The sequence below is a fragment of the Flavobacterium notoginsengisoli genome (assembly GCF_042686225.1).
Taxonomy (GTDB): domain Bacteria; phylum Bacteroidota; class Bacteroidia; order Flavobacteriales; family Flavobacteriaceae; genus Flavobacterium; species Flavobacterium notoginsengisoli.
On record NZ_JBHUOT010000004.1, the window covers coordinates 363,652 to 379,143 of the forward strand.

The 15,492-nt window shown below is 31.9% G+C and carries 19 protein-coding genes; 10 read left to right on the plus strand and 9 right to left on the minus strand.

The features are described 5' to 3' along the window. Positions 1-16: 16 nt before the first annotated feature. The 4 genes from ACFS3A_RS11965 to ACFS3A_RS11980 all read right to left on the minus strand — a co-directional run bounded on the left by ACFS3A_RS11965 (position 17) and on the right by ACFS3A_RS11980 (position 2,775). Positions 17-475, minus strand: coding sequence for a sensor of ECF-type sigma factor (locus ACFS3A_RS11965; RefSeq protein WP_379825743.1), 459 nt, complete (start codon positions 473-475; stop codon positions 17-19). A gap of 29 nt (positions 476-504) precedes the next feature. Continuing rightward, positions 505-924 (minus strand): hypothetical protein, encoded by a 420-nt coding sequence (locus ACFS3A_RS11970; protein WP_379825744.1) that lies wholly within the window; start codon positions 922-924, stop codon positions 505-507. Between the two features lie 33 nt (positions 925-957). After that, complete coding sequence (locus ACFS3A_RS11975) at positions 958-1,500, minus strand: RNA polymerase sigma factor (RefSeq protein WP_379825745.1); 543 nt, start codon at positions 1,498-1,500, stop codon at positions 958-960. A 75-nt stretch (positions 1,501-1,575) separates the two neighbouring features. Further along, on the minus strand, positions 1,576-2,775 hold the full coding sequence (locus ACFS3A_RS11980; protein WP_379825746.1) for an SRPBCC family protein: 1,200 nt from the start codon (positions 2,773-2,775) through the stop codon (positions 1,576-1,578). 454 nt (positions 2,776-3,229) lie between these two features. Here ACFS3A_RS11980 and ACFS3A_RS11985 point away from each other — a divergent pair, with 454 nt between their 5' ends. Then, complete coding sequence (locus ACFS3A_RS11985; protein WP_091491839.1) at positions 3,230-3,610, plus strand: pyrophosphohydrolase domain-containing protein; 381 nt, start codon at positions 3,230-3,232, stop codon at positions 3,608-3,610. 59 nt (positions 3,611-3,669) lie between these two features. On the opposite strand, the gene ACFS3A_RS11990 is transcribed toward ACFS3A_RS11985, so the two are convergent. Continuing rightward, complete coding sequence (locus tag ACFS3A_RS11990) at positions 3,670-4,740, minus strand: branched-chain amino acid aminotransferase (protein WP_379825747.1); 1,071 nt, start codon at positions 4,738-4,740, stop codon at positions 3,670-3,672. 307 nt (positions 4,741-5,047) lie between these two features. Here ACFS3A_RS11990 and mnmD point away from each other — a divergent pair, with 307 nt between their 5' ends. Further along, positions 5,048-5,710, plus strand: a complete 663-nt coding sequence (gene mnmD, locus ACFS3A_RS11995) for a tRNA (5-methylaminomethyl-2-thiouridine)(34)-methyltransferase MnmD (RefSeq protein WP_379825748.1) — start codon at positions 5,048-5,050, stop codon at positions 5,708-5,710. 166 nt (positions 5,711-5,876) lie between these two features. Further along, positions 5,877-6,074 carry a hypothetical protein gene (locus ACFS3A_RS12000; RefSeq protein WP_073416676.1) on the plus strand — a complete coding sequence of 66 codons (198 nt, stop codon included), beginning with the start codon at positions 5,877-5,879 and terminating at the stop codon, positions 6,072-6,074. Positions 6,075-6,103: 29 nt separating this feature from the next. Here the strand turns inward: ACFS3A_RS12000 and ACFS3A_RS12005 are convergent, their stop codons facing one another. Further along, the gene (locus ACFS3A_RS12005; protein ID WP_379825749.1) at positions 6,104-7,051 is read right to left on the minus strand and encodes a LysR substrate-binding domain-containing protein; all 948 of its coding nucleotides are present in this window, start codon (positions 7,049-7,051) and stop codon (positions 6,104-6,106) included. A 107-nt stretch (positions 7,052-7,158) separates the two neighbouring features. Between ACFS3A_RS12005 and ACFS3A_RS12010 the strand changes: the two genes are divergently transcribed. From ACFS3A_RS12010 to can, 4 genes are all read left to right on the plus strand, one after another. After that, the gene (locus tag ACFS3A_RS12010; RefSeq protein WP_109194407.1) at positions 7,159-7,638 is read left to right on the plus strand and encodes a Dps family protein; all 480 of its coding nucleotides are present in this window, start codon (positions 7,159-7,161) and stop codon (positions 7,636-7,638) included. Between the two features lie 122 nt (positions 7,639-7,760). Next, complete coding sequence (locus ACFS3A_RS12015) at positions 7,761-8,042, plus strand: hypothetical protein (protein WP_379825750.1); 282 nt, start codon at positions 7,761-7,763, stop codon at positions 8,040-8,042. Positions 8,043-8,126: 84 nt separating this feature from the next. After that, positions 8,127-9,773 (plus strand): SulP family inorganic anion transporter, encoded by a 1,647-nt coding sequence (locus ACFS3A_RS12020; RefSeq protein WP_379825752.1) that lies wholly within the window; start codon positions 8,127-8,129, stop codon positions 9,771-9,773. A gap of 113 nt (positions 9,774-9,886) precedes the next feature. After that, entirely contained in the window at positions 9,887-10,522 is a 636-nt protein-coding gene (gene can / locus ACFS3A_RS12025) for a carbonate dehydratase (RefSeq protein WP_109194404.1), read from the plus strand. 41 nt (positions 10,523-10,563) lie between these two features. Here the strand turns inward: can and ACFS3A_RS12030 are convergent, their stop codons facing one another. Beyond that, positions 10,564-11,766, minus strand: a complete 1,203-nt coding sequence (locus tag ACFS3A_RS12030; RefSeq protein WP_379825753.1) for an LETM1-related biofilm-associated protein — start codon at positions 11,764-11,766, stop codon at positions 10,564-10,566. Between the two features lie 109 nt (positions 11,767-11,875). Next, complete coding sequence (locus tag ACFS3A_RS12035) at positions 11,876-12,403, minus strand: superoxide dismutase family protein (protein ID WP_276172798.1); 528 nt, start codon at positions 12,401-12,403, stop codon at positions 11,876-11,878. A gap of 214 nt (positions 12,404-12,617) precedes the next feature. Between ACFS3A_RS12035 and ACFS3A_RS12040 the strand changes: the two genes are divergently transcribed. From ACFS3A_RS12040 to ACFS3A_RS12050, 3 genes are all read left to right on the plus strand, one after another. Next, positions 12,618-13,055, plus strand: a complete 438-nt coding sequence (locus ACFS3A_RS12040; protein WP_379825756.1) for an META domain-containing protein — start codon at positions 12,618-12,620, stop codon at positions 13,053-13,055. Between the two features lie 4 nt (positions 13,056-13,059). Beyond that, complete coding sequence (locus ACFS3A_RS12045) at positions 13,060-13,572, plus strand: DUF4251 domain-containing protein (protein WP_379825758.1); 513 nt, start codon at positions 13,060-13,062, stop codon at positions 13,570-13,572. Positions 13,573-13,666: 94 nt separating this feature from the next. Beyond that, the gene (locus ACFS3A_RS12050) at positions 13,667-14,152 is read left to right on the plus strand and encodes a hypothetical protein (protein ID WP_379825760.1); all 486 of its coding nucleotides are present in this window, start codon (positions 13,667-13,669) and stop codon (positions 14,150-14,152) included. Positions 14,153-14,225: 73 nt separating this feature from the next. Here the strand turns inward: ACFS3A_RS12050 and ACFS3A_RS12055 are convergent, their stop codons facing one another. Then, entirely contained in the window at positions 14,226-15,320 is a 1,095-nt protein-coding gene (locus ACFS3A_RS12055) for a glycoside hydrolase family 18 protein (RefSeq protein ID WP_379825762.1), read from the minus strand. Between the last annotated feature and the right edge of the window lie 172 nt (positions 15,321-15,492).

The following is a 15,492-nucleotide window of genomic DNA, read 5'->3' on the forward strand; positions in this document are numbered from 1 at the left end:
GTTTCTTTACTTAATTTTAATCTTTCCCGGCTTTGTCCCGGTATTGCTGCAATAATTTTCGATTAAAATCGTCTTCCGATTTTTTTAGCTTTAATATTTTTTTTGCTGAAAGTACTTTTTTTAAACTTGCCATGTATTTTTCACGAAGTACATACAATTCTTTATCAGTGCTTTCTATCTGAGATAATAATGTTACAGCATCTTTTTCTGAAAGATTGTTGATATTGTCATCGTTTAATTTTCGCAGATATGTTTTCATTTTTAAATGCTTTAAGTCGAATTGTTTGTCGTCGTAAGCATTATAAATAGGCCAGAATTTTTCGGCTTCTGTCGAAGTTAATTCTAACTCTGTTGTTAAAAATGAAACTTTAAAAGCTTTGATTTTTTCACGTTTTTCGTCGATTTTTCCATTTTGAGCAAAAAAGGAAAAACTTGTCAGAAAGAGCAGGAGAGGTAAAATGTTTTTTATTTTCATTGTTAAGTTAAGTTGGAGTTAAGTTTAATTTAGTATTGTTCTGAAATTAAGTGTTCTATATTCGGACTTGTGGTTAAAATATCTTCTATTGTTTCATCTTCAAGAGTGATATCATTATTTAACTTTTCAATATCACTATCATCTAATTTTTGAATTAAGTCGTATTGATTTAGATTAGACTGATACGATAAATAAGTTTCTAAAGTATTTTCGTCAAGATCATTTGATGTTGCATTGTAATTATTCACAATTGGAATTATTAATGCAAAACCAATAACTGCTGCTGCGGCCAAAGAAAGTATTTTTTTACGTTTGTAAAACGGAATTACTTTAACCTCTTTTTCGTTTAATTGCTGTAAAACTTTCTCTGAAAAATGATCAAAATAATTTTCTGGAGTTTTAAATCCGGATTTTATTTTGGGTTCGTTTTCTAATTTAAATGTTTTCATAATACCTATAAGATAGTTTTAGTTACAAAAGGTTTAATTTGATGTAACATATAATTCGATTTTTTTAACTGCGTGATGATAAGATGCCTTAAGGGCTCCAACAGAAGTTCCTAAGATTTCTGCAATTTCTTCATATTTTAATTCCTCAAAATATTTCATTTTGAAAACCAGTTGTTGTTTTTCAGGAAGAGTTACGATTGCTTTTTGAAGTTTGATTTGAATTTCATCTCCATCAAAATAAAGATCGGCTTTTAGATTGTCGATTGTTTTATTCTGCAGATCTTCTGATGAAATACCGCTTAATTTTGCTTTTTGAGATAAAAAAGTCAATGCTTCGTTTGTCGCAATACGATACATCCAGGAGAAAAGTTTACTTTCACCTTTAAAGTTTTTAAGATACTGAAAGACTTTTACAAAAGTATTCTGTAAAACATCGTCTGCATCATCATGATTCAAAACAATGTTTCGAATATGAGAGTACAAAGGTCTCTGATAATCAGACAAGAGTTTTTGAAACGCGGAATTCTGCGTTTCAGGGTTTAATAATTCTTTTATAAATTCCTTCTCGTCTATCAAACTTTTTGTTTTGTAAACCTTCTTAATATAAATTAGACTGAATTTAAAACAAAAGGTTTAATAAGTCTTAATGATTTAGAATTCAGACTCTTCTTCTTGTGCAGGAGTTGTTGTAGCCGGCGTTTGAGTTGCTGGTTTTTTTTGTGCAGGTTTAGGTTGCGTTGGTTTCGGTTGTACTGGTTCAGTTTGCGTTTGTTCCGTTTGTTCTGTCTGTGCTTCAGGAGAATATACAGGGGATGTAGTTACAGGTTCTGCTTTAGGAATAATCGGGAAATAAATTTCGGTTACCAATTTAGAAGAGCTTTTTACATCCAATTTGCTAAGAGTCCATACTTCAAGATGTGACCAGCTTAGTTGTGGAGTGATTTTTCCATTGTTTATAAAAGCTGTTGTTTTAGCAATAGCTTCATTTCTATGAGAGTAATCTCCTGTAAGTGTTGTTTTTACTGCGTCAAATCCGTTTAGTTTTCCAGATAAAATATCACTTCCTGAACTAATAGAGATTTCTTTATTAATTGGTAAACAGATTGAAATTTTGGCTAAACCAGTTTTAGTATCGTAAGTATGATAAATGATAAAAGGTTTTCCGTTTGCAGATAATCCGTTTGTCTCACTAAACTGAATCAGTTTCGGAATTACAATTCGGGCATTTTTATTTACTTTTTCGATTTCACTTGTAAATGTCTGGCGAATATATGGTGTCTCATTTTTCTTAACTAATCCGTCTACTTTTATAGCGTATGTTTTGGTCTCGTAATCCAGATTTTTGTCAATATTGGCTAAGCTCTTTTCATAAATAGTACCAATAACTCTGTCGGCTCCGCCATGTAATGCCGAGTATATTTTAAATAAAAAACTCATTGTTCCTTTTCCCTTCCAGGTAACTTTTGTTTTTCCGTTTAAAGTATCTTTTAAAGTCCAGGAAACATCCGCTTCTGTACCATCATATTTCATTTTCTGAACAATGCTTTCACCTTCTTTTGTTTTAAGGGTGATTGCATTTCCTTTTCCATCAGTTCCATCCCAATAAAAAGAAGCACCATTTCCACTTGTTTTATTTGGGAAAGTTATTTGTATAGAAGGATCTTCAACCGACCAGGATTCAAAATCTTCATAATTTCTAAAGTCATTAAGATAATTGTAAACCGTTGCACGAGGAGAATTTATTACTTTACTTCTTTCTACATCAAAGATTCCTTTTTGTGTAGCAACAAAAACGGTAAGGGCAACAAGACTTAATAATGCAAAAAGAAATAAATACTTAAGAATTTTCATTGGTAGGCTGTTTGATTTCGTAAAGTTATAAATTTATCGTGAGTCTTACTAATAACCAATAATTATTAGGTTTTATTTTGTTTGAATAAATTTTTAATTCAAAAGAACTCGTCTTACGCTCCTAAATAATTTACCTTTTAAAAAAGATTTTGATTAAAAATAAGATGGCAATGAAAAGCAAAAAGACAAGTAATACTTTATAATTTCCTTTGTAAAAGATTTTATGAAGTGCTAAATCTTTTCGATAAGCAAATATCATTATGATTACAAACGCAATAAAAAAACACACTCCAAATAGTATTTGTCCCTGACTAAACATAAGCTTTAAAAATTATTTTTGGCAAATTTAGAGAATTGATGACGATTTAAAGCCAAATGACCTTTTCATTTAATGTAATTTTATTTTAGTATTATGTTTAAGTGAATTAAATTAGCAAAAAAAAGAAACAACTATATGAAAAAACAACTTGACGCCGTAACAGAATTTCACACCGCTTTTAAAATTGGACACAGTACAACTCCAACTGCCGATTTAGGAGCTGAGAAAAAATTGCTTCGTTATAACTTAATGAAAGAAGAAAACGAAGAATATTATGAGGCAGTTCAGAATAATGATTTAGTTGAAATTGCAGATGCTCTTGGAGATATGATGTATATTTTATGCGGAACAATTATTGAGCACGGATTACAGGATAAAATTGAAGCTGTTTTTGATGAAATTCAACGTAGCAATATGAGTAAATTAGGAGAAGATGGTCAGCCGATTTACAGAGAAGACGGAAAAGTAATGAAAGGTCCTAATTATTTTAAACCAGATTTTTCGAAGTTATTCTAAAAATAAAAAACCCGATAAAAATAAATTTATCGGGTTTCTCTTTTTTATATGGTTTTGGATTATTGAACTTTAACTGTCCATCCGTAAGTATCTTCAGAAAGTTTATTTTGAAGACTTGTTAGTTTTTCTTTTAAGAAAGAAGCGTATGAATTCTCGATTGGAGCCATTTCATAATATTCATCTTGATAAGAGAATCCTTTAATAACGCTGATAACTGCAGCAGTTCCTGCGCCAAAGATTTCTTTTAGAGATCCGTTTTTAGCTGCTTCAACCAATTCTGAAACAATTACTGGACGAACTTCTACATTTAATCCTTCTTTTTCAGCCATAGCAATCAAACTTTTTCTGGTAACACCATCTAAAATTCTTTCGCTTGTTGGAGCTGTCAATAAAGTATCGTTAATTCTGAAGAAAACGTTCATTGTTCCCGCTTCTTCTAATTTTGTGTGTGTAGCATCATCAGTCCAGATAACTTGTTGGAAACCGTCTTTGTTTGCCAAGTTTGTTGGGTAAAACTGTGCAGCGTAGTTTCCTGCTGCTTTTGCAGCACCAATTCCTCCATTTGCAGCTCTACTGTAATGTTCAGCAATAATTACTTTTACTTCACCTCCGTAATATGCTTTTGCAGGAGAAAGTAAAATCATGAATTTATACTCGTCAGATGGATTTGCAATAACTCCAGGTCCTGTAGCAATCATAAAAGGACGGATGTACATACTTGCGCCATTTCCTCTTTGAATCCACTCTTTGTCTAATTTCAATAATTCGTTCAAACCATCCATAAAAATAGCTTCAGGTACTTCCGGCATTGCCATTCTTACTGCTGAACTGTTGAAACGTTTGTAGTTTTCATCTGGTCTAAACAACCAAACATCATTATTGTCATCTTTGTAAGCTTTCATTCCTTCAAAAATAGCTTGACCATAATGGAAGACTTTTGAAGATGGATCCATCAAAATAGGAGCATAAGGTTTAATGACAGGATTTTGCCATTGTCCGTCTTTAAAATCGCATTCGAATAGATGGTCTGTAAATACAGCACCAAAACTTAGGTTGTCAAAATCTACTTCGTTGATTTTTGTAGAAGTAGCTTTTATGATTTCAATTTTGCTTGTTTGAGTTGTACTCATAGTTCTGTAAGTTTTTTGTGAGATATTTTTCACTGTAGAAAGTCTAAAGCGATGATATCATGTAAAATAGAATTTATTGAATGCAAAATTAAGTAAAAATATGTAAAATGCTTAGAGAAAATTCATTATTTACTGGATTTGACTGAGATTTATTTATCTTATAATAAACTCAAATATTTGATTGATTTTTATAAAGAATTTATGAAAAAAGTGTCGATTTTTAAGGCTTTACGCATTAGTTTTGATTAATTTTGAATATTAAAATAGCTTGAAAATCAATAAAAAGCTATTGTAAATTTCGAAAAAAGTGAAAAGAGAAATAATTAAAACGCTAGACGGCTCAACTACAATTCGTTTGCCGGAATGGGATGAGTGTTACCATTCTAAACATGGTGCAATTCAGGAAGCAAAACATGTATTTATAAAAAATGGTTTGTCATTATTTGATGAATCTGTTAGTGTATTGGAAATTGGTTTTGGAACTGGTTTAAATGCTTTTATTACTTTTTTAGAGTCTGTTAGAAAAAAACAGCATATAGATTATGTTGGAGTAGAAGCATATCCTGTTGATGCTGATGAAATTTTAGAAATGAATTACGCTGCAGAACTCGACGCATTGGAATTTGAGAACATTTTCGAGAAAATGCATAAAACAGAATGGAATCAAAAGGCAGAAATTTGCGACCAGTTCTTATTAACTAAAAGAAAACAATTTTTTCACGAAATAAACGATTTCGAGACTTTCGATTTGATTTACTTTGATGCCTTTGGATACAGGGTCCAACCAGAACTTTGGAGTACGGAGATTTTTCAGAAAATGTACAATAGTTTAAAACCAAATGGAGTTCTTGTTACATACGCAGCACGCGGAGTTGTTAAAAGAAGCATGATTGAAGTTGGCTTTACTGTGGAAAAATTAGCAGGGCCTCCGGGTAAAAGAGAAATGTTTCGAGCCTTTAAGAGGGTGTAAATGAGTTGTTTAGAATGGTTCTATATTGATTTATTTGTTTTAAGAAAACGTATTCGTTGCTAAAGTTTTTAAAAAAAATAGTTAAAAAGAGATTTTATATATGATTAATGTTTAAATTTGGTGCGAGTTTAAAAATAGAGATAACCCCCAAAAATCTTGTTTTATTATGTCAAAAATGATGTTCGATTACACGAAATCAATACTTGAAAGAGTAAGTTTCGATCCGGTGCTTTTCTGCAAAGAGTTAGAAAAAGCTATCAAAACACTGTTACCATACGAAATGGAACAATTACAAGAATGGCTGTTGAATTTCATAATTGAAAAGCCAGAATTAAAACCAAGTCTACAACTAATTAAAGTATAAAAAGAAAGGAGCCTAATTGGCTCCTTTTTTTATGACTGCTTTTTTTGTAGCGGACTAATGATTTGAACATTCTGAAAAACAATAGCACCTTTTATAACGCCAGCAATTGTAGATCGGAGTGCATCAATGATTTGCATTTTTAATTCGCTCTTTGGGTAAATCAAACTTACCTCACGAGCCGGTTTTGGTTCCTTAAAGTTTCGAAGTTTCAGTTTATCGGATTCTTTTAAGTCTAAGGTGTGCAAGTACGGAAGTAATGTTGTGCCAAGGCCTTCGTCTGCCAATTTAATCAGGGTTTCAAAACTACCGCTTTGAATCTGGAAATTAGATTGGTCAGCGTCTGAAACACTTTTGCATAAATTTAAAATTCCGTCTCTAAAACAATGTCCGTCCTGAAGAAGCAGAATTTCATTTAAATTTAAATCAGATACTTCTATTTCTTCTTTTTGAAAACTTGCGTGACCTTCAGGGATATAAGCTACAAAAGGCTCAAAGTACAATACAATTTCTTTAATTTTCTCGTCTTCAAGAGGAGTTGCGGCAATAGCAGCGTCTAAATGACCATTTTTTAATTTTAAAATGATTTCCTCTGTATTTAATTCTTCAATTAAAAGTTTAACTTTTGGATATTTCTTAATGAAGTTATTTAAAAACATGGGTAGAATAGTAGGCATAATAGTCGGAATTATCCCTAAACGAAATTCTCCTCCAATAAAACCTTTTTGTTGTTCTACAATATCTTTAATACGATCGGCTTCGTTTACAATATTTTTGGCCTGATTTACTATTTTCTGGCCTATATCAGTAAGCTGAATAGGTTTTTTGCTTCTGTCGAAAATCAAAATGTTGAGTTCTTCTTCGATCTTTTGTATTTGCATACTTAAAGTTGGCTGTGTGACAAAGCATTTTTCAGCAGCAAGAGTGAAGTTTTTATGCTCGGCAACTGCTAACACATATTGTAATTGAGTTATAGTCATATTGATAATAAATTTTGATACAAAAATAAGGAAATATAATTTTTATTTATATAAATTTTCTTGAAGTTGCTTTAAATTTGTAGTAAATTAGAGTAAAAAATTAGATCATGAAAACAAATATTTTAGGATTACCTGTAAAAGAGTCGGAATTATTAGTAAAAGAATTGAATGTATTACTTTCAAACTTTCAAGTGTATTATCAAAATTTGAGAGGAATTCACTGGAACATTCGAGGAAAACGTTTTTTTGATTTACATGTAAAATTCGAAGAACTATATACAGATGCACAACTAAAAATTGATATGATAGCGGAAAGAGTATTGACAATTGGAGGAACTCCGTTGCACACTTTTGAAGACTATATTCAAAACAATAAATTGACTGTTGGAAAAAATATTTCTAATGATGAGAAAGCGGTTCAGTTAATCGTTCACTCTTTGTCTGATTTGTTAAAAATAGAAAGAGAAATATTAAACAAATCAGATGAAATTAATGATGAAGGAACCAATTCGATGATGAGTGACTTTATTTCTGAGCAGGAAAAAACAATCTGGATGATGAATGCATGGCTTGAAGAAACTCTTTAAGGTCTTGTTTTTTAATAAATTAAAAGCAGAACGGCATAAAAATTGCGTTCTGCTTTTTTGTTTTTGTTAAATTTCTATAAAAATCTCTTTGATTTTATTTGTTTAACGCTATTTTTGTTTCAATGAAATTTGTAGCCCGCATATTATTATTCATATTCATTGCCTTCTTATCGACCCCGACAATTGTTCAGGCGATTAAGAAAGGAAATAGTGCGGCTGTATCTTTTAGTATTGCAGAAGAGGAAGTGCATAAAGAACTTAAAAATGTAATGCATCCTTCTATTCTTGAGCATGAAGTTATCATTCCGGTTTATATCGAAAAAAAAACGATTGTTTCTGAAAATATTGTAAAACTTGACAATATTTCTCCGAGCATATTTGCTCCACCTCCCAATTTAACATAATACTTCCGATTATTTTGATCTTTAACCGCATTTGAACAGCAGACGCGGTAAATCTTTTATGAATAATTTTTTTAGTATTGTGTTATGACAAAAAAAATCAATCTTTTTGCCAACCTTAAATCTGATTTTGCGTCAGGTTTAGTGGTTTTCTTGGTGGCTCTTCCGTTGTGTTTAGGTATTGCAATGGCTTCTGGAGCACCATTATTTTCTGGAATTATCGCTGGTGTTGTTGGGGGTATCGTAGTAGGATATCTAAGTCAGTCACATATTAGCGTATCAGGTCCGGCGGCTGGGTTAACAGCTATTATTTTAACCGCTATTACTGATTTAGGAGCTTTTGATGTTTTTTTAATGTCTGTTTTTATTGCTGGATTAATTCAATTAGCGTTAGGATTTTTAAGAGCCGGAAGTATATCAAACTATTTTCCAACCAATGTGATCGAAGGAATGCTTGCGGGTATCGGAATTATCATTATTCTGAAACAAATACCGCATGCCTTTGGTTACGATGCAGATTATGAAGGAGATCAGGCTTTTATTCAAAATGATGGAAGTAATTCTTTTTCATTTTTATTTGATGTCTTAAATCATATTCAGTTAGGAGCTGTAGTAGTTACTTTAGTTTCGCTTACAATTTTGCTTTGCTGGGAAAAAGTTTCATTTCTAAAAAGAATAAAATTAGTGCCGGGAGCTTTGGTGGCTGTTATTGCCGGAGTTGTTTTAAACGAAATATTTGTATCAACAGGAAGCACTTTGGCAATTGCAAAAGAACATTTGGTTTCTTTGCCAGTTCCAAAATCTTTTGATGATTTTAAATCAATTATAATTATGCCAAACTTTGCATCGGTTACAAATCCGCAGGTTTGGGTAGTTGCTCTTACAATTGCCATTGTGGCTTCTATTGAAACACTTTTATGTATTGAAGCTTCAGACCGAATGGATGTTCAAAAACGATATACTGATACCAATGTTGAACTAAGAGCGCAGGGTATCGGAAATGTTGTGAGTTCACTTTTAGGAGGTCTTCCAATGACTTCAGTTGTGGTACGTTCGTCAGCCAATAATAATGCAGGCGCAAAATCGAAAATGTCTACCATTATTCATGGTGTACTTTTATTAATAAGTGTATTGGCTATTCCAGTGATTTTAAATAAAATTCCGTTGGCAACATTGGCAACAGTTTTAATCCTGGTGGGATATAAATTAGCAAAACCAGCAACCTTTATGCATTTCTGGAAAAAGGGTAAATACCAGTTTGTCCCTTTTATTGCAACTTTGGTCTTTGTCGTTGCGACAGATTTGCTAAAAGGTGTTGCGTTGGGTATTATCATTAGTATTATTTTTGTTTTGAGAGGAAATCTTAAGAGAGCTTATAACTTCAAAAAAGAAGAATATGAAGACGGAGATATCATTCATATTGATTTGGCACAGGAAGTTTCATTTTTAAATAAAGCAGCCATCAAACAAACTTTAAATGAAATTCCTGAAAATTCAAAGGTTATAATTAATGCTCATGATACAGAATATATTGCTCATGATGTTCTGGATTTAATTCGTGAATTCAAGGAAACCAGAGCCATTGATGAGAATATTAAAGTCAAATTAAAAGGCTTTAAAGAAGCTTATGAACTAGAGAATACGCCAGAAAATAATAATCATGTTACGATTGAACATTATTATGATGTAGCCAAAAGAGAAATAGTTCAGAAAGAAGTTGTTAGAGGAGAATAATTAAAATAACGTGCTTTTAACGCAAAAGAAGTCTCAAAATTTAGGTAACTTTACATCAAGTTCTTTTTTTGAGACTATTATAACTAAGAAATTACCACACAAAAAAGAAAAAAATGAGAAAATTTTATGAGCAGTTATTAGAGAATAATAAAAAGTGGGTTGAGACTTCATTGGCAAAAGATCCTAATTATTTTGCTGATTTGGCAAAAGGGCAACAACCACCATTATTATGGATTGGATGTTCTGACAGCCGTGTTCCTGCAAACGAAATTGTTGGTGCAAAACCAGGAGAAGTTTTCGTTCACCGTAACATTGCTAACATGGTTGTTCACTCTGATATGAACATGTTGAGTGTTTTGGATTATGCTGTAAATGTTTTGAAAATTAAACATATTATCGTGTGCGGACATTACGGATGCGGTGGTGTTAAAGCTGCAATGGGACATCAGTCTGTTGGAATTATTGACAACTGGCTTCGTCATATTAAAGATGAATATCGTTTACATGATAAATACTTGAATTCAATTGAGAACGAAGAAGAGCGTTTTAATGCTTTTGTTGAAATCAATGCAAAAGAGCAGGTTTATAACTTAGCAAAAACATCAATTGTTCAAAATGCCTGGAAAAACGGACAAGATTTAATGGTTCACGGCTGGGTTTACGGTTTAAATTCAGGTTTTGTAACTGATTTGAATGTAACCATTAGTTCAAACGAAGAACTGGATTCGGTTTATCAATTAGATCTTTAATAGATATAAAAAAAGAAATCGCCTCTAATGGGCGATTTTTTTTATTCGTTTTCGTCAAGATTCTCATTAAATGCAGAAGGAAGCATTGTTGGAATAAACTTGATTAATATCGGTAGTAATAAGCTTCCGCCAGGAAGTAAAAATATAGTCAGGGACGGAATGGTTTTACAAATATCCAGAAGCTGTTTTTTGACTTTCTTTTTTTCTTTAGCGTCCAAATCTCTTGTCGTCGAGTAAGCTAATAAAACTACAAGTTCTTTACTCTGCATAATTTCCCTGATTAATCTGTTTTTGTTTCTAACAATCAGTTTTATAACGCTGTGCGTCATTTGATCGTAGAAATGTTTAACGGGATTGGAATAATTAAAATAAGGGATTTTCTTTTTATGTGTTGTAATAAAAGTATTGGTTGTATTCATACTTTTTGTCACAAAATCGTCGGGAACTCCCATTGTTGAGCCTAAAGCATATAAAAAGTAGGATTCTTCATTTTCGACAACGCCATCACTCCATAAAGCCATTCCGGCCATATCGATTAGATAATATTGTTCCAGTCTGTTTTTGAAATAATCCAAATTTAAAGTTTCTAAAGTTTCTACTGTTACTTTTGAAAATTTTGAATATCGAATGGAAGCTTCGAAAAGCTTAATCAATAAATCATCATGCTGTGATTTTACTGTTTTGGTTTTTAAAGCCAGGCCAACAATTCCTAAAACCGTTTCTTCAATACGTTTTAAATATTTCTCCGGAATTTCACCATGTTCCAAATATTGTCTAAATGCCAAAACATCAATAAACAAGAGAGCATTGGTTACTAAATGCGAAAAGTTTTTGCTAATAATACTATCATTAGTCTGAACCCTTTGATCGATGATGTTTTCTAAAGAAAGGGCAGGAGTGTCTTTAGGAAGTAAAATTTTAAACAAATTAAAACCCTCAGGATTCATCTGTTTGTAAAATTTTAATACTTCTGAAATAAAATGATTAGGTTCTGAATTTCTTTTCTCTAAACAAAAAACGTGATAGAGTGTGTTGAGCAAAGCAACTTTAGAAATTTCGGTTTTAAACCAGCCTTTTATAGGAATTGGAATCTGGGAATCTATTGCAATAATATGTCCATAAATAAAACCAGTTTCTCTTACTTTGTAGTAAAACGAATCTACTGTTTCAAAAGGAATGGCTTCTGAAAACTTCTGTTCGCTAAAAAACTTATCGATCCAGCCTGGTGCTGATGGGTTAATCATTGACTTAATTTTGCTGATGCAAAGCTATGTCTTTTTCTTGTTTTAGAATTCATTTTAAATGAAATAACCACTAGATTTTGTTAAAAATAGTGGTTATTTATGATTTTTCTTATTTGATGATTCCTGCACAGGCAACTCTTCCGCCGGCATTTCCTGTTGGCTGGGTTGTAAAGTCATCTGTTCCTGCGTGTACAATCAGACCTTTTCCAAGAATGTCTTTGTTGCTGTCTCCACATCCAATACACCATTCATCTGTAGTTAATGTAATAGATCCATTACCTTTTGCATCTGCAGTAAAGTTTCCGATATCTCCTTTGTGATATTCACCAACTCCCCATTTTCCATGTTTTTTGAAAGTTGGATTCCAGTGTCCTCCGGCAGAACTTCCATCTGCAGAACTGCAATCTGCTTTTTCATGAATGTGAATGGCGTGAACTCCTGGTTCTAGTCCGGTCATTTTTGCAACTACAGTAACTTTTCCATTTTTTTCTGTAAAAACAGCTGTTCCACCAACTTTACTATTGCTTTTTGGTTCTAGTGCAACAGTTAAAGTTTTAGCATCATTTGATTTGTTATTTGTCTTACAGCCAATGATTAAAGCTGTAATTATAGCGAAAGAAACGATTAGTTTTTTCATATTTACGGGCATTTTTAATTAAAGATTAAGTAAATTTAACATAAAATAACGGAATACTTTAACTCTAAAAGTTAAAAAAAAGTCAAACTATACGTTATAATTTAATGTCGATTGAGCACAAAACCGAAAAATATTGCTTAAATTCGTTATGGTTTCAATCTGTTTTTTTGAAAACAAAACTTCTCTAATTTGTTCATTTTTAATGTTTAAAGTTATGATGAAAAAGATTCTTACTCTCGTTTTTCTAGGTTCCGTATTACTTTCTTGTAATACTATTAAAAGTAAAAAAAGTGATGCTGTTTCAAAACTTGAGGGTACTTGGGAACTGAATTATATTACTGGTCCCCGAATAACCTTTGACGGTTTGTTTCCTAATAAAAAACCAACGATTATTTTTAATACTAAAGATAATCAAGTCTCAGGAAATAACAGTTGTAATACGTACACAGGAAAGTTGGTTGTTGATGGAAACAAAATTGATTTTACGCAGCCAATGGCAGTCACCAAAATGATGTGCCTGGATGGTGGTCAGGGTGAAACGACGTACATGAAAATCCTTCAGAAAATAACTTCTTATGATATTACTGATGATGGTAAGACTTTGAACTTTATTTCCGGCGATATTGCAATGATGCGTTTTACTAAAAAATAGTATTATGAAAGTCACATTCTCAATTTTAGTATTGTTTTTAGCTTTAAGCTTTTCTGTTTCAGCACAAGAAAAAACAAAAAAACAGCTTAAAGAAGAAAGAGAACTTGAAAAACAAAATGAAATGAAAGCACTTTTGGATGCTCAAAATTTTGTTTTTGAAGCGCAGAAAGTTACGCCGCAGGGAGGAAGGTTAATTCAGTTGGACTATAATACCTATTTTTTAAAGTTTAATAAAGAAAATACAACTTGTGATCTTCCTTTTTTCGGACGTGGTTATAATGTTGCATACAATGGCGATGGCGGAATTAAATTTGAAGGAAAACCTGAAAACATCAAGATTGAAAATAAAAAGAAAAGTACTGTTCTTAAAGCGACGGTTAGAGGGAAAAATGATATTTATGATTTGTTTTTTACCATTTTCTATAACGGATCAGCTACACTGAGTGTGAATAGTAATAACAGAGCGCCAATTTCTTATGATGGAATAGTGAGTGCTCCAAAAGAAGTAAAAAAATAAGACTTGGTATAATGAGTTTTGTGCGTAAAATATTAAAAATCAGTATATTTGAGTAATGCATGTTATTTTTAAAAACAAATTAAAAATTAGAACTATGAAAAAATTAAGTCTTATTCTTATTACGTTAGTAGCCTCATTTTCAACTTATGCACAATCTTCTTTCAAGGAAGATATAGATGTTTTACAAAGTGTTTACGGAAAATCTAAAAGTGAATTGGTAAAACAGTACATGAATCTTTCAGATGCACAATCTGCTGCTTTTGCTAAAGTTTATGATGATTATGAAACCCAACGAAAAGCATTGGGACAGACTAAATTTCAATTGATAAATGATTATGCTGCCAATTACGAAACCCTTACTGATGCGAAAGCCGATGAATTAGCCAAAGGAACTTTGAAAAATCATATTTCTTATGAAAAACTGTACTGTAAGACCTATTCAAAAGCTAAAAAAGCGATAGGATCAATTAATGCTGCAAAGTTCATTCAGTTGGAGGTTTACTTACAGACTATTATTCGCAGCGAAATTTTAGAGGCAATTCCATTTATTGGAGAATTAGACAAATCAAAAGTTCAATAGAACTTTGCTATTATATGAAATAAAAAAGGCAGTTGTTTGTAAATCAACTGCCTTTTTTATGCTTTTAAGTAAATTACTTTGCTGTTTTTACTTTGTAAATTTCATTTACCATTCCGTCGCGGAAACTGTCTAAAGTAAGTTCCCAGAACATGATTCCGCCTAATTTTTTAGCTTTTACATATTCTGCTTTAGCTTTGATAGACTTAAGGTCGTCTGATGTTGCAAAAGTTTTTGTGCTTGCATTGTACCAATAAGGAGCTTTTGCTTTATCATCCCAAAAATATTTCCAGCCATTTGCCTCTGTGTAAGTTTTGCTGTAATCTTTAAAGTTAACGCCTTCAACGTGTTTTCCAGCCTGATATAATCCGTTGTTGATGTTTTCAACATTGATCCATTGTCTGGTGTAAAAAGCACCGCCAATCACTAATTTTTCAGCAGGAACGCCTTGTTTTAGTAAAAATTCTACAGCTCTGTCTGTTGACTCTTCATTTGGATTTGTACTGTACAATGGAGTGTGATGACCGGTAACCTGAGAATATCCGTTTACTAAATCATAACTCATAATGTTGATACGATTTACCAATGGAGTAACCGCTTTCCAGTCAATAGATTCATCTAAATATTTTTGGAAACCACCTGCAGCAAAACTCAATTCGTATTTTTTACCTAATGTAGAACGCAATATTTTTACTAATTCAGTAAAATTAGGTTTGTCAACTGCTTGATATAAATGTCCCGGAAGACCTTCAATTGCAGGATATTCCCAATCTAAATCTAATCCGTCTACTTTATAAGAATCGCTTAATTGTTTTACAGATTTTGCAAATTTTAAGCGTCCTTCAGCAGTAGAAAAAGCTGCAGAACAAGGTTCGCATCCGCCCCAGCCGCCAAGTGATACAATAATTTTTAATTGTGGATTTTTAGCTTTTAAAGAAGCTAAATGTTTAATTGTAATGGAATCTTTTGGAGAATCAACGGTTAGTTTTCCATCTTTTAAATGACAGAAACTAAAGATGATTTGGTTTAATTTACCAACTTCGTATTGGTCAATAAGTTGAGAATCGCCTGTGTAATAGGCAATAATGTCCATTTTTTTATTTTTCTGTGCAAAGGTATTGGAGATACTTACGCACAATAATGCTAATGTAATAAAGGTAATTCGTTTCATTTTTTTGTTTTTAGCGTTTTTGGAATGCTAAATATACTGCAATACGTTCAATAATTAATCGTTTATATAGATCAAAAAACCAATTTTAACGAAAATTTTGCAAATAGCTGCAAAAATATTGCGTCTATTTCTTCTTTTGGTTTTTTGATAAAAATAAAAAATAAACCCGCGC